The organism is Paenibacillus daejeonensis DSM 15491, assembly GCF_000378385.1.
GTDB classification, from domain to species: Bacteria; Bacillota; Bacilli; order Paenibacillales; family Paenibacillaceae; genus Paenibacillus_D; species Paenibacillus_D daejeonensis.
On record NZ_KB899659.1, the window covers coordinates 1336005 to 1357422 of the forward strand.

Annotated in this window: 25 protein-coding genes and 1 pseudogene; 6 read left to right on the top strand and 20 right to left on the bottom strand. The window is 49.7% G+C overall.

The window, feature by feature from the left end:
• Window positions 1-9: 9 nt before the first annotated feature.
• Window positions 10-582, bottom strand: coding sequence for a hypothetical protein (locus F556_RS0106640; protein ID WP_020616135.1), 573 nt, complete (start codon window positions 580-582; stop codon window positions 10-12).
• Between the two features lie 190 nt (window positions 583-772).
• Between F556_RS0106640 and F556_RS0106645 the strand changes: the two genes are divergently transcribed.
• The 3 genes from F556_RS0106645 to F556_RS0106655 all read left to right on the top strand — a co-directional run bounded on the left by F556_RS0106645 (window position 773) and on the right by F556_RS0106655 (window position 4623).
• A complete protein-coding gene (locus tag F556_RS0106645; protein ID WP_020616136.1) occupies window positions 773-2449 on the top strand; it encodes an AraC family transcriptional regulator in 1677 nt (558 codons plus the stop codon).
• Between the two features lie 93 nt (window positions 2450-2542).
• Window positions 2543-3577 (top strand): ABC transporter substrate-binding protein, encoded by a 1035-nt coding sequence (locus F556_RS0106650; protein ID WP_020616137.1) that lies wholly within the window; start codon window positions 2543-2545, stop codon window positions 3575-3577.
• Window positions 3574-4623 carry an NAD(P)/FAD-dependent oxidoreductase gene (locus F556_RS0106655; RefSeq protein ID WP_020616138.1) on the top strand — a complete coding sequence of 350 codons (1050 nt, stop codon included), beginning with the start codon at window positions 3574-3576 and terminating at the stop codon, window positions 4621-4623. Before F556_RS0106650 ends, F556_RS0106655 begins: the two co-directional genes overlap by 4 nt.
• A gap of 830 nt (window positions 4624-5453) precedes the next feature.
• Here F556_RS0106655 and F556_RS37660 read toward each other — a convergent pair.
• Both F556_RS37660 and F556_RS0106665 read right to left on the bottom strand, forming a co-directional pair.
• Window positions 5454-5921, bottom strand: a complete 468-nt coding sequence (locus F556_RS37660) for a hypothetical protein (protein WP_157272627.1) — start codon at window positions 5919-5921, stop codon at window positions 5454-5456.
• Window positions 5922-5949: 28 nt separating this feature from the next.
• Window positions 5950-6384: a hypothetical protein gene (locus tag F556_RS0106665; RefSeq protein ID WP_020616140.1), complete on the bottom strand. Its 435-nt coding sequence runs from the start codon at window positions 6382-6384 to the stop codon at window positions 5950-5952.
• A 672-nt stretch (window positions 6385-7056) separates the two neighbouring features.
• On the opposite strand from F556_RS0106665, the gene F556_RS0106670 reads away from it, so the two are divergent.
• Complete coding sequence (locus F556_RS0106670) at window positions 7057-7686, top strand: hypothetical protein (RefSeq protein ID WP_211222544.1); 630 nt, start codon at window positions 7057-7059, stop codon at window positions 7684-7686.
• A 269-nt stretch (window positions 7687-7955) separates the two neighbouring features.
• Here the strand turns inward: F556_RS0106670 and F556_RS0106680 are convergent, their stop codons facing one another.
• The 5 genes from F556_RS0106680 to F556_RS0106700 form a co-directional block, all read right to left on the bottom strand.
• On the bottom strand, window positions 7956-8279 hold the full coding sequence (locus F556_RS0106680; RefSeq protein WP_020616143.1) for a YolD-like family protein: 324 nt from the start codon (window positions 8277-8279) through the stop codon (window positions 7956-7958).
• Window positions 8263-8469 (bottom strand): hypothetical protein, encoded by a 207-nt coding sequence (locus F556_RS33385; protein ID WP_020616144.1) that lies wholly within the window; start codon window positions 8467-8469, stop codon window positions 8263-8265. The genes F556_RS0106680 and F556_RS33385 overlap by 17 nt, the downstream gene beginning before the upstream one ends.
• A gap of 105 nt (window positions 8470-8574) precedes the next feature.
• Window positions 8575-9243 carry a hypothetical protein gene (locus F556_RS37665; protein WP_020616145.1) on the bottom strand — a complete coding sequence of 223 codons (669 nt, stop codon included), beginning with the start codon at window positions 9241-9243 and terminating at the stop codon, window positions 8575-8577.
• Window positions 9236-9721 (bottom strand): Panacea domain-containing protein, encoded by a 486-nt coding sequence (locus tag F556_RS0106695; protein ID WP_020616146.1) that lies wholly within the window; start codon window positions 9719-9721, stop codon window positions 9236-9238. Before F556_RS0106695 ends, F556_RS37665 begins: the two co-directional genes overlap by 8 nt.
• A gap of 247 nt (window positions 9722-9968) precedes the next feature.
• Window positions 9969-10193, bottom strand: a complete 225-nt coding sequence (locus tag F556_RS0106700) for a helix-turn-helix domain-containing protein (protein WP_020616147.1) — start codon at window positions 10191-10193, stop codon at window positions 9969-9971.
• Window positions 10194-10675: 482 nt separating this feature from the next.
• Between F556_RS0106700 and F556_RS0106710 the strand changes: the two genes are divergently transcribed.
• Together F556_RS0106710 and F556_RS0106715 are read left to right on the top strand one after the other, a co-directional pair.
• Window positions 10676-10966, top strand: a complete 291-nt coding sequence (locus tag F556_RS0106710) for a hypothetical protein (RefSeq protein ID WP_020616149.1) — start codon at window positions 10676-10678, stop codon at window positions 10964-10966.
• A 27-nt stretch (window positions 10967-10993) separates the two neighbouring features.
• Window positions 10994-11221 carry a hypothetical protein gene (locus tag F556_RS0106715; RefSeq protein WP_020616150.1) on the top strand — a complete coding sequence of 76 codons (228 nt, stop codon included), beginning with the start codon at window positions 10994-10996 and terminating at the stop codon, window positions 11219-11221.
• Window positions 11222-11516: 295 nt separating this feature from the next.
• On the opposite strand, the gene F556_RS0106720 is transcribed toward F556_RS0106715, so the two are convergent.
• The 12 genes and pseudogenes from F556_RS0106720 to F556_RS38295 form a co-directional block, all read right to left on the bottom strand.
• Window positions 11517-13100 carry an SIR2 family protein gene (locus F556_RS0106720; RefSeq protein WP_157272628.1) on the bottom strand — a complete coding sequence of 528 codons (1584 nt, stop codon included), beginning with the start codon at window positions 13098-13100 and terminating at the stop codon, window positions 11517-11519.
• 126 nt (window positions 13101-13226) lie between these two features.
• On the bottom strand, window positions 13227-13994 hold the full coding sequence (locus F556_RS0106725; protein ID WP_020616152.1) for an N-acetylmuramoyl-L-alanine amidase: 768 nt from the start codon (window positions 13992-13994) through the stop codon (window positions 13227-13229).
• Window positions 13991-14257 carry a phage holin family protein gene (locus tag F556_RS0106730; RefSeq protein WP_020616153.1) on the bottom strand — a complete coding sequence of 89 codons (267 nt, stop codon included), beginning with the start codon at window positions 14255-14257 and terminating at the stop codon, window positions 13991-13993. The genes F556_RS0106725 and F556_RS0106730 overlap by 4 nt, the downstream gene beginning before the upstream one ends.
• Window positions 14258-14268: 11 nt before the next feature.
• On the bottom strand, window positions 14269-14712 hold the full coding sequence (locus F556_RS0106735; protein ID WP_020616154.1) for a hypothetical protein: 444 nt from the start codon (window positions 14710-14712) through the stop codon (window positions 14269-14271).
• Between the two features lie 47 nt (window positions 14713-14759).
• Entirely contained in the window at window positions 14760-14990 is a 231-nt protein-coding gene (locus tag F556_RS0106740) for a hypothetical protein (RefSeq protein WP_020616155.1), read from the bottom strand.
• Window positions 14991-15032: 42 nt separating this feature from the next.
• On the bottom strand, window positions 15033-18323 hold the full coding sequence (locus tag F556_RS36100) for a phage tail-collar fiber domain-containing protein (RefSeq protein ID WP_020616156.1): 3291 nt from the start codon (window positions 18321-18323) through the stop codon (window positions 15033-15035).
• Window positions 18324-18325: 2 nt separating this feature from the next.
• Window positions 18326-18889: a phage tail protein I gene (locus F556_RS0106750; protein WP_020616157.1), complete on the bottom strand. Its 564-nt coding sequence runs from the start codon at window positions 18887-18889 to the stop codon at window positions 18326-18328.
• Window positions 18882-20003, bottom strand: coding sequence for a baseplate assembly protein (locus F556_RS0106755; protein ID WP_020616158.1), 1122 nt, complete (start codon window positions 20001-20003; stop codon window positions 18882-18884). The genes F556_RS0106750 and F556_RS0106755 overlap by 8 nt, the downstream gene beginning before the upstream one ends.
• A complete protein-coding gene (locus tag F556_RS0106760; RefSeq protein WP_020616159.1) occupies window positions 20000-20320 on the bottom strand; it encodes a GPW/gp25 family protein in 321 nt (106 codons plus the stop codon). The genes F556_RS0106755 and F556_RS0106760 overlap by 4 nt, the downstream gene beginning before the upstream one ends.
• Window positions 20321-20334: 14 nt before the next feature.
• Window positions 20335-20724, bottom strand: a complete 390-nt coding sequence (locus tag F556_RS0106765) for a phage tail protein (RefSeq protein WP_020616160.1) — start codon at window positions 20722-20724, stop codon at window positions 20335-20337.
• Complete coding sequence (locus tag F556_RS0106770; protein ID WP_020616161.1) at window positions 20721-20981, bottom strand: hypothetical protein; 261 nt, start codon at window positions 20979-20981, stop codon at window positions 20721-20723. Before F556_RS0106770 ends, F556_RS0106765 begins: the two co-directional genes overlap by 4 nt.
• Window positions 20981-21418, bottom strand: a pseudogene (locus F556_RS38295) (phage late control D family protein); the annotation flags it as partial. The gene F556_RS0106770 and the pseudogene F556_RS38295, both read right to left, overlap by 1 nt.

Sequence of the window (21418 nt, forward strand, 5' to 3'; positions counted from 1 at the left end):
TTCCTCGATTTAATTAAAATAGACAGCCATCCGCCGGTCCATCAGCATGACATTCTTGGCCTTGCCGTCACTGTCAAACACAGCCGAGACGACCAGCGTCTGTTCCATGGCCTCAGGCGTCTTTTGCTTCATCAGCGTGTCTACCCCTAGCGGCGTCTTGCTCTCCATATCATAAAAGTAGTCCAAGTTTGGCGCAGCCTCATCAATGGCATATTGCTGACCATATTGCGACTTCATCTCTTCCTTGGCAGTGCCAACTCCCGGCCCTCGAGCTGTTGTGTAGGCAACCTCGTCCCCCTGCAGTGTCAAGAACACGGCCTTGTCGCCCCGATATCCAATCTTGAGGCCGCCTGCATACTCATGTCCTGCCATCATCCGATCGGATTCTTCGCCTACGCCGGCAATAGCTTCCACCTCGGACATCTTCATGCCATAGCAAATTTTCTTGGACGTATCATCAATTCTGACGATACAGCCTTCATCTGCTGCCATAGCATCCGGTGGTGCCTCTTCCTGGGCGCTGCTGCCGCATCCGGTCACCAGCAAGACCAGTCCTGCAATTATCCACCTCTTTGTCCGCATCTTCTTTTTCTCCCCTTCATCCAGTCCCGTATGTGCACAACAAACAAGATTCCCTTACCCGCTGCTCTTCTCCATGAAACAGCCCCGGATAGATTCTAGGCCCGCACACTATCTTTTCTTGAGGCACATGGGCGCCCGGGCTTATAATAGAAGGAACAAAAGAACAGCCTATCCAGCAGGAGGGATAACTATGCGTCAGCAACCCGTACCCCCAATGACTATGCCGCACTCGCCTTCCCTTACTGACGGAGCGCCGATTGCAGTGCCCAGAAGGTCCCTAGTCTACAAAGGCACCCGTTCGTCCGTACCCAGGCAAAGACGTATCGGCACATGCGCCTTATTATATATTAAACGCGGCAGCGGCGAACTGGTGATTGACGATGCCCGTGTCCAGCTAAGTGACAACCTGTTGCTATTGTTGACGCCAGGCATGCATGTCACGGAGAAGTGCGAGTCCCACAGTGATTGGGAGGTCTACTATCTGGCTTTTCAGGCTATGCAACCGGTACGATCACACGGGAATTGGAGGATGGAACCGGTCCAATCGCTCACGAAGCCAATGTGTCATCACAGATCCCTCACGGATACTCCCGATATTCAGCGACTGCTGGGCGAACTAACCGGTGGAGAGAGCGGAATCTGGCCTCACCGTTGGCGGCAGCAGCTCGCGCTGACGGAGCTGCTGTATCATCTGTTGCTAGATGACCCCGCTGGTGCTAGCCCCTCAATCTCCGACTCCATTGCCCGCTCTGTCACCTATATTGACAGGCAGTATGCCGATCCCATCCGGATCGAGCGGCTAGCAGATTCTTGCGGTTTGCATCCCAGTACGTTCTCCCGGCATTTCAAGCAGATCGTCGGCATGTCGCCCAGCGACTATCTTACCCATGTCCGCATTGAGGCAGCCAAAGGCATGCTGAGCAGCGCACGCCCCTTACGCGAAGTAGCACACAGCACCGGCTACTGCGACGAATACTACTTCAGCCGCATGTTCAAAAAATCAACCGGCGTTTCTCCTTCCTTGTATTTGAGGACCAATCGTCCTCCAAGCTCAACTATCAAAGGGCGGGGGCTTGTCCTGGAACCACGCAATATTGCCGTTACTTATGTTGATGAGGCGGACCATATGATTGCGCTCGGTCTGCTGCCCGCTGCCGTACCATCCGATCATGGATTCGATGGCGGTACAGATAGGATCTCCTATTTGCAGCGCTATGTACGCAATCTGCCTTCGATCGGCTGTGAAGAGTCGATTGACAAGATGTTGCTCCGCAAACTCCGTCCCGAGCTGATTATCGCCTGCCGTTATATGGAGCATTGGGGCGTCACAGGATTGGAAGAGATTGCGCCTACCCATTACTATGCCTGGGAGGTAGATTGGCGCAGCGTGCACCGTGAGCTGGGTCAGCTGCTGGAGAGAGAAGCGCAGGCAGAGCACAATATTATTGCATTTGACCGACTGGTGCGAACGGCCCGCGCCCGCTTGTTCCCGGCTTGTAGCAACAAATCCTTTGTTTTTCTGGAGACTACGCGGGGCGGCATTCGCGTCAGTCCGTTCGCCAGCAACGGCGGTTGGCTGCTCTATCACCAGCTTGGCCTGAGTCCCGCCCCGGCCGTCAGCTACAACAACTGGGAGCATTTTGTGTCTTCGGAGGAAGCGGCGCTTCTCCAGGCTGATTATCTGTTCGTCGGTCGGCGCAGTGGCTCTCAAGCCACCTATACGTCCCTGATGACCCATCCTGGCATCAGGCAGAGGCGCGGACGCGTGTTCGATGTCCCTCGTTATCCCTGGGGTAAGGGCGGACCGCTCGCCTTTTCACGGGGCATCCACTATCTCCTGTCGCTCTATGAAAAACTACACAAATAATTCGTTGTAATCCTGCATGGCTATGCAACGGAAAATCAGATAACCTTCTTGTTGATAAGAATTATCATTATCAATCATGAGGAGAGAAAACAAATGAAGTTGATTTTACACCGGGGATTTCTACTCAGCCTGACACTTTCCCTGCTGCTTGTTCTTCTGGCAGCCTGCGGCGGGACAAACGAAACGACGGACACCAATAGCGGTACCATCGAAGCCCCTCCCGCCTCAGAGAGCCCTGACGTTCCTGCCAATGAAACAGAAACCGAGGACATACCGGAGACGGCAGGTACCCGTACAGTTACGACGGCGGCGGGCGAAATAGATATTCCTGTTCAACCGGAACGGATCGTCTTGACCTACCACGATGATATTGATCATTTCATGGCACTGGGTCTGCGACCTATCGGCGTTCCAACCTATGAACGCGCAGGCAATATCGACGGCTACCTGCCTTACCTGGCCGACCAAATGGAGGGCATTGAGAAGCTTGGCAATGCACCAATGCCGGAGCATATTCTTGGTGCCAACCCCGATCTGATCGTCGCAGGTTATCATCATATGCCCTATGTGGACGAGCTTAACAAAATCGCACCTACCGTCGGCTACGATTGGGTGGTGGACTGGCGCAAGACCCATCTGGACATGGGCCGGACCTTCGGACTCGAAGAGAAGGCTCAAGCGAATATCGATGCCTTTAATGCGGAAGTGGAACAAACCAAAGCCTACCTGCAGCCGATCATCGGTGACGAGCCCACTGCCTTTATCCGGGTACGCCAAAAACAGCTGGAGCTGTATGGGGCGGCCAATACCGGGTCCTCTGCCTCCTTCATCCTGTATGATCTGCTGGAGCTGACACCTGTTGAAGAGGCCCCTACCGAAGAGCCGGTCAGTGTGTTCGCGCTGGAGAGTTTTGTCGATCTGAAGGCGGAGCATATCTTCCTCTATGTTACCGATGGCGATGAGAATCAACAGCTGGCCGAGGATTTGTTAACGAATGCGCTCTACGCCAACGTGCCTGCTGTCCAGAAGGGACAGGTCTATCTGGTGGAGAGCTTCCCTTGGGACCGCGGCGGTCCGATCGCCTTCACTCTAGGCATGCAGGACATCAGAGACTTGGTGAAGCCATGAGCGAGGCACATGAGCGGTACGATGTCACGATTATTGGCGGCGGTCCGGCGGGCATGTATGCGGCCTTCTATGCCGGAATGCGCGATATGAAGGTTAAATTGATTGAAGGCAAAGACTGTCTGGGCGGCTTCCTCCATCAGTATCGCGAGAAAATGATCTGGGATGTCGGAGGTCTCCCTCCCATGCGCTGTGAGCAGCTCATCGAGTGGCTGTCGCTCCAGGCCCAGACCTTCCAGCCCTCACTTGTCTTTAACCGGCGGGTGGATGGTCTGGAGCGCCTGGGGGATGGTACATTGCGGCTCCGAACCGATAACGGTGATACGCATGATACCCAAACCGTTATCGTGGCCGTGGGGCGGGGAATTACGGAGATGACCAAGCTGGATATCGAAGGCGCGGAGCGTTATGAGTTGACCAATCTCCATTATACCGTTCAGGATCTTGCCCGCTTCCGCGGTAAACGTGTGCTCATATCAGGCGGCGGCAACTCCGCGGTCGACTGGGCCAACGAGCTGGCCGAGGTCGCTGGCGAGTTGATTGTTGTACACCGTCGCGATCAATTCCATGCCATGGAGGGCAGCATTGCCCGGATGCGGAAGGTAGCAGACGTCCGGACTCCCTATCAGCTGCATAAGCTGCACGGGTCTGGAGAAGCGATCCATGTCGTCAGCGTGGTCCACGCCGAGAGCGGCGCGGAGGAACGGATTGCCGTCGATGAGGTTGTCGTCAGTCACGGCTACGCCAAGGACTATGGCGACCTGCTGCACTGGGGCATGGATATCGGCCACAAAGGCATCCGGGTCAGTCAGCAGACGGAGACAAATCTGCCGGGCATCTTTGCGGCTGGCGATTGCGCGGACTATGACAACAAGGTATCCCTGATTGCCGGCGCATTTACAGATGCCGTGCTAGCCGTCAATCGTGCCATGCGTTACATTAACGCCGATGCCCCTGGCATGGCTTATGTCTCCTCGCATAACGAGAAGTTCCGCCAGCTTAACCGTCAATTGACGCAACAGCATGAGGACGCGCCCTCCCGGTTGTAGAGAACAGATAGGGTTGGTGCATAGTTTTGAGTCTAATTGGTGCTCCTCCCGAAAACGTGGTATACTTGGGCCAACGCTCTTGAAGTTTGGCGTTTTTGGAGGGATATACTTGCAAACCGTTTGGACGTGTGAAAGTGTCGAAAATTTTGAAGAACTCCTGGAGCAGAAGATGCAGGAAATGAAAGCTATCGGAACCTGGAACGTCTACTCTTCAGATGAATTGCTTTTATCGTGGACGGAAGCCATTATCCATTATCCGGTCATACAAGACTCTGAGAAAGTAACTCGGATTCAGAACTTGTTCACTGCCCGTAGTGCGATTAATATACACGTGTCATAAAGCGAAGCCCTCACCGATGATTTAGTGGTGAGGGCTTTTTTTGGTACTGAGCACATGGCACCCATCTCAATCCCAGGGCTCTCTTCTGTATGCCACGCGGCCTGCCGAGGCCCCAAACAAAAACAAACAAAAAACATGGTATCCTAATAATCCCGGTAAATCAGCTTTTTTCGCATATGGCAATTCTTCATTTGCGTTTCTTCTTTTATATCCGATAAGTTCACTGTCAAAATTCCTGTCACCGTCTTGTTTAAATCTAATATTACTCAAAAGCATGAATCACTCTGGCGATCCAAGCCTCCCGATCCCACTTTATGTAGTCGGACTACTTTACCTAGCCAAGGATCCATGGTCGTCCCCATACCCCGTTGGGACATACGGAGTAGGGTGAGATATTTAAATGGATCCAGCCGTCAACGAATATTTGCTGCTGCACGGATGCGTTATGAAACAAAAAGCCCCGCAATATGCGGAGCTTTAAATCAACAAATTAGAAACCAGTCAGCAGTACATTATAATTGCTAGTTGGATCTACTGAAGATCTTGCACTAATCTCAAAGTACAATGTCGCACCTGGTGGTACGAGAATGTAATTAAGGGTAGTGAATCCGCCAACACCAGCATCTGCCGCATACACTTTTGTCGAAAGCGCTCCGTTAGTATACCGAATTTGATAGGCAACGGTGTAATTCGCTGTTGCGGGAGACGATAAATTAATTGAAGTATATTTATCGGATCCCGTGTTATTCGACCAAGTAAACCAATCCACATCAGTGTTAGACTGTAATGGCAATGCTATCGAGGAGCAGCTACCAGTACATAAGGAAATTGGGATTGCTGTTGACAGTGTGTCTCCAACACCAATTACTTTTGTTGAGGCTTCAGATGCAAAAGCTGATTGAGAAAATGTCAACAAACAGACGGAGACCAATACAAAAAATAGTTTTTTAATTTTCAATTTAAACGCCTCCCATTAGAAATGATATTTAAGAGTTTACCGTGAAATCCAAATGATAATTGATTCCAGTGGGATTCGACGATCTTACTCTAAAAAATATCTTTTCGCCTGGGAGCACCTGCAGATTGTCGTAGTATTTAATTACGTCACTGCCAGAGCCGTTAATGAATCCCGACTCAAAACCATTTGTGTATCTATACTTCGCTTCAAAAAAATAAGAACCGTTTGGTAGTGAAGCAAAAGCAGATAAGTATCTTGTTGTGCTATTTGTGTTGGTGTATACGTACCAATCATGATCAGTGTTACTGTCAATCCAAGCTACCTTGTCAGTAAATGGTACAGGGAATAGATCGATCGCTGTGGCTTGAGTATCAGCATAATCTGTAACCGCAAAGGCTGAAGGCACAACAGACAGCATACAAACTAGAGTAATTGCGACAATGAATAGCTTCTTAATCTTCATTATGTCCCTCCATCTAACTTGAATTAGATGCTGGCCAGCTATCTGCAACCAATGTTACCACAAGATTCCAAATGCTGGGTATGGGACGAACCTACCAAAAAGTTACATAAAAAACCAACAATAGTGTCGGATTGCGTCAATTTGTGTCGGTTTTCAATTCTGCGCTGTGCATGCCCTTCCGGCGATGCAGTCACCATCTGACTACGTGTATCCCCATTGACGCAATACAGCGAAAAAAGGTGGACAATTAGTCCAGAATAAGAAAACAAAAAAAGCCTTGGATCCCAAGGCTTTCGAAGTTTAAGTATGATGCGGTCGAGAGGACTCGAACCTCCACGGGCGTAAGCCCACTACCCCCTCAAAGTGGTTTCTCCCACTATCTGAAATGGAACGAATGGCAGGAATGCAGTGGTATCAAGGGTTTAACCCGTTCTCAATTTGTTCCCATTAGGACAGTATTCTTACCTTTGACACACTGTCCGTCCCCCATCCGTCCCCAAATTGTCCCCAGAAAGGTCTCGACATTCGTCGGGGCTTTTTGTGTAAGTTTGATTATTTTCCAACTATAGCCAAATGATATTTTCTGTCGTATAATGTTGTCGAACGATACCACTCCAAAAATGCGGAGATTTAAAAGGGGACTGTATGAGTAAAAAAATTTTTGTGACGTTAATGGCTACGATGATTTTGGCAGGATGTAGTAACACGGGTGGAGAAGCGCCTGTTCAAACAGTAGTTGATCTAACACTGAATGAAACTGAGTCACAGACCCAGACCATTCTTGATGAAGTGGCAGAGAAAGAAAATAATGAAATTGATAATGTTATTGAACAGGAAACTCAGGACGTTAGCGAACCTGAGGTTCTAGAAGAAAAGTCTTCACCAGAAAAGAAGCAGACGGATGGTTTTACTAATATCATTTCCACTCTCGACAAAACTGTAGTAGAAGAAACCATCAAAGCGGATGCAAAAGAAAGATGGGATGACGATTTTAAAATGCAAGCTTATCAGGTAGAAAAACAAACAACGGCCTACAATAATCTCACTAGTTTAAATATAGAGAATGAAGTTAAAGAGACTATACTTCAAGATGCATACTCAAGATGGGACTATGATTTTGCCATGATTGAACACACCTTTGAAAGCCAGTTAGAAGCTTATACAGAAGTCCAAAATTTTTCCTTAGAAACTGCGGATGAAAGAAAAATCCTAGATAACGCCCTTGCTAGATGGGGCAATGATTTTAAAATGGTTGTTTATGAATTCAACAAACAACTGGAAGCTTATAAGAGTCTTCAATAGCAATATAGAATGATAGCCCGGGACACTTTCCCGGGCTATCAGTGTTTTACCGCTAATTGTTGGGACTTGGCTCGAAGGCTTGTATCACCCTAGTTGCCCCGGTCTCTCGATCCACTCGATAATTCCGCTCTCTTGAAGCTCAGCCAGCGCGGTCATGATCGTCTCTAGATCGCGCTGGGACATACGGAGTAACTCCAGGTAATCGATCCTGGCTATGTGGTGCTGGTTGCAACTCCATAGGATGCGGAGCAGCTTTCGACCGTTGTCGCTCAGCACTGTTCGACGGCCTCAATGTCGGCCATTCCGATCCAGTAGCCATCAACAAGGATACGCTTCCGCTGGACGTGGATGCGCTCGACATGACCGGTTACTAGCTGCTCCTCATACGGATGGTAGACCCTAACCTTGACGGCCGTCTTGTGCTCCTGGGACTCCAGCAAGCGATGTTGTATTTGCTCAAGCTCCTGCTCATCCAAGACGATGCGGTCCCGGCGCTGGAGCAGCCGCCGTTGCTCTTTGTGCTTGGTACGATGCTCCGGCAGTATCATCCGGCTCGACTCCCAAAGGCCGTTTCCCTCAAGCTTCTTTACCATGAGTCTTCCCCTTTCTCCTAGCAGACAGGATGTTGGCTACAATTAGCACCCGCTGTGCACCTGCCTTGTGACAGTAGACGCTGGCCCGACCATCCTTCACACTCCGTATCTCAATCACTCGTTGGCTTAGCTGGCCGTGTCGATCCAAGTATATAATCTCCGCTGTCTCGCCTACCCATCTCTCAATCACGACCAGCCCTCCCGAACATCCGTTTCCATAATACTAACCGAACGCGAGTTCGTAAATCAAGAAGAAAAAAGAGCCATCACGGATTATTCCGCTGGCTCTTTTAAATCAATATATGTCATTACGGTTTCGCTTAAGATTTTCTTCATCGATTATCTTTTTTATCGAAGCATGGATTGTTTTACGTTCATCGTCAATTGCTTGTTCAATCTCTGAATACATCATTTCACGTTCTTCCTCTAGTGCATCAATTTCGGCTCGATAGCAGTCAAAACATAAATCTGGAGGGTCACACTTGGGAACTTTTCCTCTTGAGTAAAGCTTATGCTCAGGGTCAAACCAAACCACAAAAAAAACGTTTTTAATAATGAATCCATGCACTCTTCCGCTTCCAGTTGAAAGAGCGAATTGATACGATTCATCCTTAACTTGTTCAAATAACTCAGGGTTGAGATCGTAAATGGCTCGCACATCATTCCAGTCGTGAGTATGTACCCTTAATGGTTTTCCACCGCTCTGCTTAAATTCCATCATTCTCATGGTTGAAATATCTTTCATCGTGTCTATACATTTCAAATACCAATCGGCGTCTATGTTGCCGCAATTAAAGTAATCGTGTTGCCTATCAAAGTATTTCCATGAAAAAATGACGTTTTGCTCAATAGAATTTTGTGTGACAAGTTGGCCCTCAGAAGAAATAAGAGGCCCCTGCCTACGAGCAGGAGCCTGTTTTTGAGGAATGCTGTTGGGTGATCGGTTTTTCTTAGGCCTATTCATCCTCCAGATCCTTTTCGTGCTGCTCTATCATGTCATCATCTAAAATTGGATTTTGTGAAGCTTCGTAGAACTTCAGACCCTTCCTAGCTCTGGACCATGGCAATTCTGAATGAGTCAGCGCTTCGAGTTCATCCCCATCAAGGTGACCATACGAATCGTATACGGATTCAAGAATTTCTGCAATTTCAGGGTTCGAGCTAATTTCTTTTGGAATCTTTTTTTCCTGAGGTATCAGAGCCCAACCATACTCCTTGTATTGATGATAAAGCCCAGGATCCACAGGACCATGCACCCACGCTTGAAATCTATTTTCAAATAAGCTCTCGCCTTTAAACATAAGATGCCATGAATACGCGTAGAAGCAAAGCTTCTGTAACTTTTTTGGAGTCATTGATTCCATGTTCAAAAAAGCCTTCGCCACGCTTTCTATCGCAACCATCTTCCTCCCCCTTCCACGGAAGAAAATAAGGGTTCCCATTTACATTACCCCTTTGTAAAAGAATACTACATAGTATTCTCAAGACAGAGGTATTGCCAAACCCCTTATTTCATTTAATTTTCCACCCTCTACTGGTAGGTAGTGGAGTAGGTTTATTTTACCATCAATCACCATATTACGGTCAAGACCGATTTAGGGTTCTTTAGTGCCTTTTTGGGCTTAATTATGTACATTTTGTTTACTTTAGCGAACTTTTCGCCTATTTATAAAAAAAGAGCCATCCGGATCACTCCGATGGCTCCTGTTTGTCCTTCACATACTCGATTAGCTCAGTAACATCTTCAATATCTAGGGCCTCCATAATCTTTGTCAGATTTTCTGGCGACCAAGCTTTTGATTTATTGAGCTCCATATCACGTACCGTGGAATACCTAATTCCAGTCATCTCTGAAACCTTATTCGCATTGAGACGACGGGCGTGCATTGCATCATCCAATTTTAAGCGCAGCATAGACACTCACCCCCTGACAACCATTTTAAACGATTATCGTTTTTTATTCAACGATAATAGAAAAATATTTAGACTAATATCGTGTTATTTTATACGAAAATAGTTGAATATTATACGATAATCGTTTATAATAAGAATATAAGGAGGTGAGAGATATGAGGCAAACGAGAAAGAAGAAGCACAAGATTAGAAGACACGAAGTCATCAGGTTTGTGGTAGCAGCCATTCACCTGATCGCGTCACTAATCACCCTCATCGCCGCGATGCGATAGTCACAACGGGGACGGGAGCCGAAAGGCTCCCAGAACCACCGGAGATGAAATATAAGGGGCTTCTTCTCTCCTCATTATAACACAAAGGGGCTGAGAACATGAATAGATCACACATCAGAATTGCTACCTGCATTATGACAGTGGCCGCAGTGGTCATCAGCATTACAGCCATCGTTATAGCACTAAGTTAAACAATGGAGGTAGCAGATATTGACCATTAACAGAGCGGCCCAACTGGCCCCAACCAAACCGGCCCGTAACGTGACCGGCGAGTACACAAAAGAGATTGCCGTCATCGTGTACCAAGCTGGTCGGGATCCCCGGGTATCAACCTACCCTATGCCCGCCAACAGCCGCGACATGCAAGAAGATGTACGGGAGACCATCAAACAGGCGTTTGAATGGGCGGTCGAGCAGTACATCCGGACGGAGGCAGAAGCTGTCTATGTCCAGGAAATCACGACGCATGGCACGGCATTCAACATTGGAGTTTGGGAGTAGGCTTCGGCCCCACTGGAGGAATGAATAATGGATATGAACATCGGTGACATCATGACACCGGAGGATGTAGAGAACTGGATTAACGTTCTGCCACCCGCAACGCAAAGAGCCGATCTTGTGCAGCTTGGCGAGCCTTACAGCCATAGGCCAGACGCTGAAGGACACTGGCGGGCGACCTACCCAACGGCTGCAAAGGTAGCCGGTGAGTGGCGCTACATGGGTAACTGCTTCTTGGGGAAGACGATCAGTCGTTAATACCGGGGCTTCGGCCCCTCCTGGAGGGATAGAAACGATGGAGGTAGTAACGTATTATCTATCTGTGGCAGCAATCATTATCAGTTGCATTGCATTGGGGCGGACAATTCCGCGTAAGAAATAGCTGGCGCGCTTTAAGGCAATGTAAGGTATAAAAAAACACCGGAGATAACCGGTGGAGTAATTAAAATTATTAATTTTTCAGATCGCGATTGACATCTGCGAATTTTTTTATATACTTAAGACTATAATAGCAAAGCAAGAGCAGAGAGGTAACGGCAATCACACTTCGTGGTTAGGCGTTACCTCTTTTGTTTTTAACGATATCATAGAGGAGTAGAACTCTTCTCATTTCTGTATTAAGTCTTATCTCTCCTTTCTCTTTAAGTTCTTTAAGCTCACCGACTAGAAAACTTTTCACGCCATCTAAATTTAAGTGTTTTATATTGAAGGATATAGTCTCATAAATTTTTTGCTTTTTTTCTTTACTAGAAATAATAGCATCTAAATCAGCAGTATCTCTTCTAAAAACGGATGATTGTGTTATTGTGTTATAGTTGGATTCAAAATTACTAAAAGTTGATATCTTTGCGATGAGTTTTTCTTTTTCAGATGAATGCAACGTACTAGCCTCTATCAACTCTCTTTTCAGTAGCTTATTCATGGGCAAGCGAGCCCTAGAGTTTTGTCCAACCAGCAATCTCAATCTAATATCTGTATTTATTTCATCTGTATCGCTGATGTAATCGAGGCAATAGCTTATTAAATCTGGTATCTGAAAAATGTATTTTGCATCCCCAATAGCAACAGTTATATTTTTTGTTAGCAGCCCCTGCTCCAAGCTGTCCAAGTCCTCCGGAGATAAAAGTACAGAGTGTAAAGCACCTTTCTTTCCCCTATCAATAATCAATTCCTTAATAACATGTTTATATTTTCTCACCTCAGAAGGAGACACGCCCTGATTAATTGTACTTATAGTTGAAAATAACTTCTGGAAATTATCAGTCTTTATCACCCTGAGTTTGCAACCGAGATCCTGATCATTTACGACTTCTTCCACAAAGAGCTGTTCATTTTCCTTCCATTCCACCAATACTAGTTTATCTTCAAGTATACTTAACTCATGGTCGGTTAATGAACGCGTAAACTCTTTAATTATTTTCCTCACATTTATGTCAGTTAAAGAATAACCTACAAAAATAATAGACGAATTCATCATCATGGATATTATTTTCGCACTGATTAGAACAGAATTTTTCTCGAAATTCTCATAGTCATTTTCGGTTATGATAATGTTTTCAGGGCTATCTACACAACCATGCAATTTATACAACTCGGCATAGCCAAGAGTGTCTTGAAAAAAACCTTTCTGGCCAATATACTTGGTTATTTGGTACTCACTGATGTTATCGTAAGATTCCTCAATGAATTTATCATAGTTAGTTGATAAAATAATCTGAGCTTTAAGGAGCATTTTTTGAAATGATGAATACTCTTCTTCCACTCCATTTTTAAATGTGTACATTTTAAACTTTTCAGAAATAGCCTTTTTAAATGGGGAGATCCTAGAATAATAAGCATCGCGGGCTGAAAAGTTAGGAATTGAAACTTTACCATCATTGAAGGCACCGTTATAATTCTCCTCCAAGATTGAGCCCATTCTAATATTAGAGTAGTGATTTAATTCTTTATCGGAATAGTGAGGGTTTTCCTTTCCGATTGAATCTCTTACTTTATTAAACTCTCCAAAAAAGTTACTTAGACCAAGTTCTTTCCAAAAATCTTCCAATAAGGTTGTCCAATCCGGAAAATCGTTCAGGAACCTTTTCGATAACCCCGCACCCACAAAAACTACAGGAAATTCATTTTTTTCAATCATAGAATCTAATATCGTAGCCACGTCTCCACCCCCTTCTTTTAATCAAAAATATACCATAATTCAACAAATTGAGACAGTAAAAAATTAAAAAAAGCCCCCACCGACGAAGGTCAGTGAAGGCGTTATCTATGCCACTTTGATTGATGCCGTCTTGCTAGATCCGTCCCAGGACGCGGTGCCACCTAGAGCGTCGGCAACCGCCCGCAAGGCGACATATGAAACGCCGTCGATAAGTTGGCCATAGACTGGCTTGCCGTTGATGCTGGCCGTCTTGGTCTTGTTGTCCCACCCGACGACTGCACCGGCCGCCTCCCCAGCTGCCCGTAACGGGGCAAAGGCGCGGTTGTCGATCAGCAAGCCGTTGGCCACCGCCTTGGCATTGACAAGGACGCGAGCTGCCGGGTATTGTGGCGCTACGGCTACAGGCGCAGCCACATCGGCACGGAACTTAGCCATATCAATAACCGGGCAGGCTTTAGACGCATAGCCCGGATACTCGCTGTGTCCCTTGATATCTTTTGCTGAAGGAATCCGACTCTGCAGATACCACACAAGATTGATGGCAGCTTGGTATTGCGCCGCCGTTGGCTTCTGCGTCCGGAAGTCACCGACAAGGCAGATTCCCAGCGCGTGCTTATTGCTGTTGCCCACATGCGCCCCGACTTGCGTCCAGTCCATGCATTGGTAGACCGTGCCGTCTTGGCCAATCACATAGGTATAGCCGATGCCAGCCCAATTGTTTGTCGTCACATGGTAACGGGCAAACGCCTCGGCTGATCCGGTCAATGTTAACGAATGGTGGATGGCCAATGATCGGATGGCCGACAGCAAACGCTGAGCGTAGCGCTTGGTCTTGTGTACCGGCAGCTTGCCGCGCAGATCAACTATTTTCACCCGACTGCCCCCTTCGCCGCCTGCTTGACCAGCTCATAACCGTACACGGCCACGGCCCCACACAGGAAGCCCTGCAGGTAAGACAAAGTGCTGTTACCCAACAGCAGGACGGCCAGCACGATCGCGACTCCTGTCACGACGTAGACGATGCTCCAGTTGGGAACACGCGGTGTCGTCTTGAGGATCCCGCCGAGGATCCAACATGCAACCAGCACTATGGCAAGCTGCGGATCCAGCAACTCCTCGATAACTTTCCATTCCACTCCAATCACTCCTATCTTATAAAATTGACCCCGAAGACGTAGGCCACAATAATAAAAATCGTCCCGCCCAGGACGTACTGTAGGAAGGTCATCCATGATTTAAGCGTGCTCTGACGCTCCTCCGCACTGTCCTGCTGGGCAGATTTGATCAAGTCCGCATTGTCTCGTTGCATTTGCTGCATCCAGCTGAAAAGCTTGCTCTCTAGTTTGTCGATTTTCTCGCCCAGGCGGTCATACTGTTGCTGCAGGCTCCTGGAGAGTTCCTTCAGCTCTCTCAATTCCTCGGCGTGCCGGGCGCTGTTTTTCTCCAACAGATCAATACGCGCCTGGACAGCCAATGCTTCTGTGGAAGCTTTGAGCATCTCTGCTTGGTACTGCTGCAGTTGCACCTCCATAGCCTGCATCCGATCTGCTGTCTCTTGACTGATTAATTCCACACCCTCACCGCCCTCCATGAGTTCCCCCTTACCAAATTGAAAGACCCCGCGCATGCGAGGCCTTATTATTGCAGTTTCGTTTTTTCAGTTTTTCTCTGCTCTACGTCCTTAGCCGTCTCATCCGGCTGCTGCTCTGCCGTGACCTGCTCCCGTTCTTCTTGTTGTGTAATGTTCAAGTAACCGGCCAGTGCTCTTGCCTCATCCTCAAGTGCCTTTTGCTGCTGGCTCAGTCCGTATAGTTGAGCGTGGATCTGGCTTAGTCTAGATTCTGCATTTTGTCTCGTTTGGCTTTTCATTTTGTTTTCCTCCAATTAGTGCGTATATTTTTGATAGAACAATCAAGGTAATCTGTCTATGAACAAAACGCCGCTCCCTAACGCGCCATTTGTGGAAGTTGAAGCATCTGCATTAATTGAATAAATAAAAGAACCGGACGACACTCCCCTACCCAATGAAGTAAAGCCAGGCGATCCTGTAGCTCCGGTTTTTCTTCCGACAAAGTAGCCGAAGCTTTGCGCGTTGTTCACGAAGTACATGTAATGTATCGTAAACAGAGTATTGGGACTGAGTTCTGCTATAAAAGATCCAAAGGGATCAGGACCGGAATCTCCGTCAAATGTCAGGGCATACCTAACATTTTTAGCTCTATCCCCCCCTTCACCCTGAAAAATAAAAGCCGATGTAACGCTATCCCACACGAAAGTATATATACCACCTGCCGACAATTTAACTGCTGTTCCGTCTGGGTATCTTAGAGGTGATGCACCAGTTCCATTTGCGTTCAAAGTCGGGGATGCCCCGTTAGTACTAGCGACATGCGCCCTAATTCTTACTGAACGTCCTGCCACCTTTGAAAAAGAGGGCGTAAAACTCGCTACATACGCCATACCACTTCCGGTTGTAACAGCGTATGGGGTAGCTAATTCATGCAAGTGCATCCCATCCAACATGTCTGCGTTTAGGTTTGTAATAACCGTCGTTGAACTTACATATAGCGGCGGTTTACCTTGTGGAGCCAATGCAATAAGATGGTATCCTCCTACGCTTCCGTCAGGGTCCCGCACCGCAAGCGTAAACGGCGTTATGTCCATATCGGCATGACGGCCATCCACCATGTCAGCGTTTAGGTTTGGAACTACCGTAGTGGAAGTCACCACAAGCGGCGCGGTCCCGTTGGCCATGTTGGAAATTAACCGGCGCACGGTAATGTCTTGGTTGGCATCCTGGACGACAACGGAATTGGCGGCGCTTGTTGCTGAAGCATGGAACCCATCCAACAGGTCGGCATTCAGGCTCCCCACCACGGTCGTGGAGGATACCGCAAACGGTGATGTACCTTGTGGCGCATTGGCCGTAACCCTCCGCACGGCAATGTCTCTGTTTGAATCCTGGACGACGATTGTGTTGGCCGTGTTGGATGTACCGGCGTGGTACCCGTCTAGTAGATCAGCGTTTAGATTGTCTACTTTAGTTGTGTTGCTAACAATCATAGGTGACGATCCCGTTGACCTCGTAAGTATGATATGGTCGGCTGACATTTCTCCATTTGCGTATATTCTGTCGGCGTCAATGGCAGCATTCACCATTAGCCTATCTAGGAACGCGTTTCCACCACTTACTATAAATTCACCATTAACTCTAAGCCCAGCAAATTGAGGTCCTGCTGTAGTCCGTAAATCTTGGTTCAGGTGGTATCCGTCCACCATGTCCGCATTCAAGCTTGTTACCAACGTTGTACTAGACACGCTGAGCGGTGCACCCGTCGTGGCTGTCGATACGAATCTAGCCGCCCCCAAATCGCCCGTTAATGTCCGCTGTGCTATGCTTCGCGGCGTATCTCCTTGTGATGGCTGCTGGCCGTGTAATTGGTCGGCATTAAGGCCGCTCCCAGGTCCGTGGTTCTTGTCGTTCCAGATTCTCGCCCAATCTCTCCAAGCTCCGTTGCCTCCGACTTCTGCCGGTGAACCCACCCTGAAATAAGGGTCGTCACTGCTGTACGGAAATACCAGTTGCGCTATTGTGTCCGATCCCGGACGTCTCATGACTAACATATTCCCGTATGCTGATCCCGGCGGAAAATTCAACCCAGCCGCAAGATTCTGCATTCTGTGTGTTCCGGGCGCGACAATAGTATTAAGGTCGGCTGTAGGCGGTATTTGCAAAGCCTGCATCATTTGCGAAGCGTGAATGCCATCCAATAGATCAGCGTTCAAGTTTGTTACTACCGTTGAAGAATTAACAACTAACGGTGAAGATCCGGATGCTGCTGATAGATTCAGACGAGCTGCATTAATTATTCCATTACCATCCTGTACAACAATGGTATTTGGACTGCTGGCAGCAGAGGCGTGGAACCCGTCCACCATGTCCGCGTTCAAGTTGTTGACCAACGTGGTTGACGTGACAGCAAATGGCGCTGTACCTTGTGCCATTGCGAAAGTGGCGGCGGTTAACAATATACGTCCACTTGCATCCCTAACCGGGATAGTATTTGCTGCATTGGATTGACTGGCATGTGCGCCGTCCAACATGTCCGCATTCAGGTTGGCCACCAGGGTTGTGCTGCCTACAACGAATGGAGCCGTGCCTTGCGCCAGTACAGAGCGCCATTGCCCTGTAAATGTCACGGGTCCACTAAAAAAAGTGTCTCCGGTAAAGGACGGAGAATCTTTGGGGGCAAGGTGCGACGTATCCGGAAGCGGGATGTTACCAATGGCTGTTGTAACGAATGCCGTTGTGGCCAGGCGAGTGCTGCTGTTGCCCGCTGCCTGGGTCGGCGCTGTCGGGTTGCCAGTCAGCGCTGGAGACGCCAGACGGGCAAACACCGCCGCGTGCTCCCCGTCCAACAAGTCTGCGTTGAGATTAGCTACCAACGTAGATGACGTCACGATAAACGGAGCGTTACCGTTGCCGGTCGTTGACGTGTAGTGTGAGGCACGCAAGCCCGCATCTGACGCCCTGACCGCAATCGTGCCAGGTGAAACTGCGGTATCAGCATGGTAACCATCCAGCCGGTCCGCATTTAAGTTTTCGACCAGCGTCGTGCTGGCCACCACCATTGGTGCAGTACCGGCTGCAGCCGTGGAGCGGAACTGCCCAGCCGTCACGTCCAGGAAGGTCGGCCTAGCTGTCGTCCTTACATCCTGGTCGATTTTTGTCCTATACTCCGCAAGTGAAACGAACGCCAGCGATTCATCAATTACAGCACTGACTGTCGCTGCATTGCTGATGATGACAATCATGTCGAGCTGCTGCTCAATGATCTCCGAGCCGCCCCCTGCAGGGATGTACTCCGCGCCCGCGCCGACGTTGCCATAGCAATACAGGATTTCACCCACGTCCGGATCCTGCGCGAACAAGCCCCACTCCCTAAAATAAAAGCCAGTAGTCACGCCGGTATTAGTAAACGGCGCGCCGATCGTGTGGCGTCCCGTGCTGGAGGGCTGCGACTTATTGAGTGTCAGCCACATGACCGGCTGTATCAGGTTGGTCATGTCTGCAATCTGCTGGCTGCTCATCTGGCCGCTACCAATCCGGAATCGGGTAAAAACGAGCTGCGCTCCAGCCTGGGCCTTGGCCTGCAATGCACGCCCTCGGTTGGTTATCTGGATATTCGTAAAATTAGCCATGCTTATACCACCTGCCTTGCTGTTAAATGTTTGCCGATGTGAGCTGCGATCCCGAACCGCAGATTCATGAAACCTTCGGTTGTGATTTCGATCGCTTCAAGCCAGCTCCGTTCATTTTTAACGGAGTTGATTGCGGCCAGAAATTGCGCTGCTCGATCGGCATTTGCCGATGGGTCGCTCGTCCGCACCCGAAAATAGCCAGGTTCGCCCCCATACTCATACCACTCCACCACCGTTCCGCTACCGAAAATCGTGGAGATGAGCTCATTGACGGCCGATGGTGTCCCTTTGCGCTTATGCCAGCGCAGGCTAAACCGGACGAGGTCCCGCTTTTGCTCGAGCGGCAGCTCCGGATCGTAGAAATCTACGTGCAGTTGCCAAGCCAACTCATCGATCAAGCTCTCATCGAGCTGATCAATGTTGGCCAGGAGCGTCAGTCTTGGGGTCAATGCGGTTATCTGGTCCAGCTCACTATCCAACGCTTCCGCTGCAGCACGCACGCTAGGATCTGAGCGAAGGTTAGGCGGGATAAGATCAATCAGTCGGATTTGCTCCACATTAATCATCCTGCAGCCCTCCATACGTCACCGTGATGCCGCCAGCGATGGCGACGTCCGTCTCGTCCACGGCGGTAAAGACGGGGGACGCAATTTCCACCCGAAGCGCACCGGCATTCATGACCCGGCGGCTAAGCTCGCTCGGGTTGATGTCCCGCCCGATCCGCGACTTTTGCCACAGGACATAATCGGTGATTGCCTGATTTACCGCTGCCTGAATGGCCACGGACGATGTTGCGTTGCCCTCCGCGATCCAATAGGTCAGGTTTATCTCGTACGTTATCTCGTCCGGAGCCAGGACCGTCACCTTGTCCGTGAGCGGGCGAATGCGCTGGTCATTGACCACCTCGTCAACGGCAGAAAGGATATCAGGCGTCGGCAGTTCTCCTCCGGACATAAGTACACGGATCTCCACCTCCACCGGCGCGGGGGAATAGACCAGGACGTCAGCAATTCCCGTGCTGGCCGTACGCGCCCAATACTCATAGGCACCGCGAGGGCCAGCGACGGAAAAACGCTCCGGCGACGTATAAATCCGCTCACGATAGGGGTCGTCTGCCTCAACGTCGGTCCCGCCTGCGCTCTCCGTCACGTTGGCTACGCTGGCCACATAGGGAAGCGGGTCAACCAAGATATTGATCTGGCCCGGTACATACCCGTTCCCAATCTCACCGGCCTCCAGGCATATGGAGGTGACCTGTATCGACAAGATGCCCGGCGGGATCTCCACGGGCTCCATCGTAGCAAAATAAAGTTCTCCCCCTGGGCTCGTCCGGGTCCCTTGCGGGATGATCGCCGTTTGCAGGAGCGGCGCCGAAAGATCGAATTGCATCGTCGTCCGGGCAGCACCCTCTGGCAGCCGCTCCGTCTCCACCAGCGCCCCCAAGTGATCGAGCATGGGGCCGCGCGCGTACCGCAGCAGGTTTTGCTTGGCTGAGTCGTTAATTAACACGCGCTGCTGGATGATGACGTTGGCCATGGCCATCAAAAACAGACGCACCGGATCTCCAGGAAACAAACGCCGCCCGCTCACTGCTTCGTAAACCGTAATAATTTGATTCCGAATCTCTTCCGGATCGGTCCCGACAAATTGGATCTCGGGCAAATTAAAAAGATTGCTCATAGTACCACTCCTTCCGCTAGGCGGATCCGCACTTGCGGAATCAACCGGCCCTCGATGCCGATGTGGGTATAGGTGATTTCCAACACCTCGACAAGAGGCTCCAACAGTTGCAGGGCGTCCACAACCTCGGCCGTCATGCGGGCCTGGGCGATTTCCATCGGCGCATCAAGTCCAGTTTGCGAGAGGCCAAAGCCCCGGTCCAGCGGCACGGTCCCTTGCACCGTTGATATGATCGTCCGGACGTTCTGCAGGATCGCCTCCAGGCCCGAAGCTCCAAAGTCAACAGCAGCCGGGGCGCCGGTCACCACATGCTCCATTGCCATCACCTGCCTTATACATATTCTTTGAGAGTCACGTCGACGGCCGCGACCAGCAGCGTCCCCTTGCCGTCAAACTTTTGCCACTCCTGGCCAACGGTCTCGATGTACCACTTGCCGGCACCCATCGGTACGCCGCCAACAATTAGCTTCTCTGTCCTGCCTGTCCGGCAATACTCGGTTAGCTTGGACAGCTCATTACGCGGCTTGACGCCCATGGATACATCAAAGCGCATCCCAAACGTGATCTCGTCCTGTCCGGGACCGATGTACTGCGGCCGTGGGTACCGGCCGTAAATCTCATGCGTCGCCCAACGGGCAGAGCTGCTGCGGCGGAAGTCGGTAAAGGTCCGGACGGTTTTGTCCGACACGGTAAAAATGAGCGGGCCAAATGATCCAATCATGTGCCTCCCACCCGTCCAAGGCAGTATCCTGTCTCCAGGCCCGAGCTGAGAAATACGCAAAGCACCGTCTCCCCTACTGCAGGCAGTTGGACCTCCATCCTGACAGCAACTTGCGAATCCGTAATCAGTCGTACCGGCGGATAGATGATCTGCAGCCAGTCGGTTACGAGATCCTCCTGGTCCTCAATGACAACCTTGACGGCCTGCCTCTCCTCACTCCTGGTCGAGACAGTCCCCACTCGTATTTGATTACGCATCAGTACCCCAACACCTTTCTGAGCTCAATTTGCGTCCGGTACCCGCTGCCGTCGACCGTGTGCGTGGCCACCTCGATAAAATACTTGTCGTCGAATTGTCCAAAGCCCTGCAACTGTACCGTGCAGCCCTGCGCCAAGGCATAATCGCCGATCATCTCCAATCTGGCAATTTGGGCCTGCTTGTTCCGCTGGCGCAGCTCATTGCGGGCCTTCCGGATACCTTCAGCCACCGACTTGATCCGCTCGTTCAGCTTGAGCGTGGGTCCAGATGCTCCCGGGATTCGATAGCTTCCCTTGATCGTCGTCTTTTTCCCTTTATCTCCGGTATCTATATAGGCAATCTCGCAAGCGGCGTAAGACGCTCCGATGGTTTGATACTCAAAGCTATAGGAGAGCACAGGGCTCTCCGTTCGCTTGATGGTCCGGACGGGTTTCAT